The organism is Streptomyces graminilatus, assembly GCF_001418565.1.
GTDB classification, from domain to species: Bacteria; Actinomycetota; Actinomycetes; order Streptomycetales; family Streptomycetaceae; genus Streptomyces; species Streptomyces graminilatus.
Window position 1 is genome coordinate 1 of the sequence record NZ_LIQQ01000441.1, and the last position, 1,614, is coordinate 1,614.

General features: G+C 64.3%; 2 protein-coding genes. Both read left to right on the forward strand.

Annotated elements, in window-relative coordinates; translation table 11 throughout:
* The first annotated feature begins 204 nt into the window (after positions 1-204).
* Positions 205-1,086 carry a helix-turn-helix domain-containing protein gene (locus AOK08_RS31930; RefSeq protein WP_055532577.1) on the forward strand — a complete coding sequence of 294 codons (882 nt, stop codon included), beginning with the start codon at positions 205-207 and terminating at the stop codon, positions 1,084-1,086.
* A complete protein-coding gene (locus tag AOK08_RS31935) occupies positions 1,083-1,265 on the forward strand; it encodes a DUF397 domain-containing protein (RefSeq protein WP_055532579.1) in 183 nt (60 codons plus the stop codon). Before AOK08_RS31930 ends, AOK08_RS31935 begins: the two co-directional genes overlap by 4 nt.
* Positions 1,266-1,614: the final 349 nt, after the last annotated feature.

The following is a 1,614-nucleotide window of genomic DNA, read 5'->3' on the forward strand; positions in this document are numbered from 1 at the left end:
CTGCGGGGGACGGGGGTGTAGTCGAGGCGGTCTTCGTGGAGGAGGGGTTCGTCGGGCATGGGGGCACCTCCAGGCGCGCAGGGTCGCCGATGGGTGATCGGCTGAGCACCGAACGTAGCGAGCCATTAAGCTTGAGCACAAGCGGCTTGGAGACAATTGGCTCCATCGTGTGACGCACCCTCCCCGAGGCGCGAGACTTGTCCCGTGAACCGATCCGCTCCAGCAGGTAATCGAGCGTCAACTGTCCTGGGCCGCCGTCTCGGTGGGGAGTTGCTACGCCTCCGGGACGCCTCCGGACAGACCCAGCAGCAAGCCGCCCGTGTTCTCGATGCGACCAACTCGAAGATCGTGAAGATGGAGCAGGGCTTGGTGCCGATGCGTGACGTCGATATCCGGGCACTGGCCGAGTGCTACGGCGTGGAAAACCCGAAGACACTCAGCCGACTTCTCGCCCTCGCCAAGCTCGATCGCGAGCGCCGCAAGGCAAGAGGGTGGTGGCAACACGCCCCGCAGGCCAAGGGGATCGCCGAGTACATCGCCATGGAGGATGCCGCCTCCGAGATCCGCGCGTGGCAACAGTCCCTGGTTCCAGGGCTGTTGCAGACTCCCGAGTACACCCGAGGAGTGGTTGTCAGCGCGGGCACGTGGCAGGACCCCGACGAGATCGAGGGCGTTGTCGATGTACGGCAGAAGCGCCAGGCCCGGCTGTCAGGAAGTGCCCCACTCCAGTTCTACGCGGTCATCGGAGAGGGCGTCCTGCATCAACAGGTCGGCGGCCCCGAGGTCATGCGCGCCCAGTTGCAGCACCTGATCGAGGTCGCCGAACTCCCCAACGTACGCGTCCAGGTACTACCGTTCCGCGCCGGCGGCCACGCATGCATCGGCGGTTCCTTCAACGTCGTCTCGTTCGTGGAAGCCGAGGCGGTTGACGTGGTCCACGTCGACAGCATCGCGGCTACCGTGTGGGTCGAGAACGAGGCCGAAAGTACGACGTACAGCTCATTCTTCGACCGCACGGCAAGACTGAGCCTGGCCCCGAAGGACTCACTCAGGCTGATCGAGAGCATCTACGAGGACATGCGTTGACAGACCACTTCAGATTCGTGAAGCCCAGCTACAGCACCGCCAGCGGCGAATGCGTCGAAGTCGCCCGCAACAACCCCGAAGTCATCGCCGTACGCGACTCCAAGACACCCCTCGGCCCCGACGCCCCCATACTCCGCCTCTCCCCCACCGCCTGGCGGGAGTTCACGGCCGCGCGGTGATCCCGGCGCCTCGCGTGTTCAGGATGGGTTGCGCCCGGAGACAACGCCCGTTCGCCGTCCGGCCGTAACGCCTGCCGCCCATTGCACATGGCCGATTAACAGTGCTTGAATTCGCAAGCTCGGTGAATGTGACTGTGCGACAGGGACGTACAGCTACAACTGACGACAGTTCCCCCGCGTTTGGGCGGCCACGTCGAAATGGAGAAAACGTGAGTTGCTCGCACGCAGCCAGATGTCCCCTTTTCCCCTATCTCAGGTCGAGTCTGCATGGCTGGCGCGACTTTTACTGTGACAGCGAGCACGAGTGGCGTGACTGTGCGCGCTACAGGATGTCGCTCACCGGTGAGCG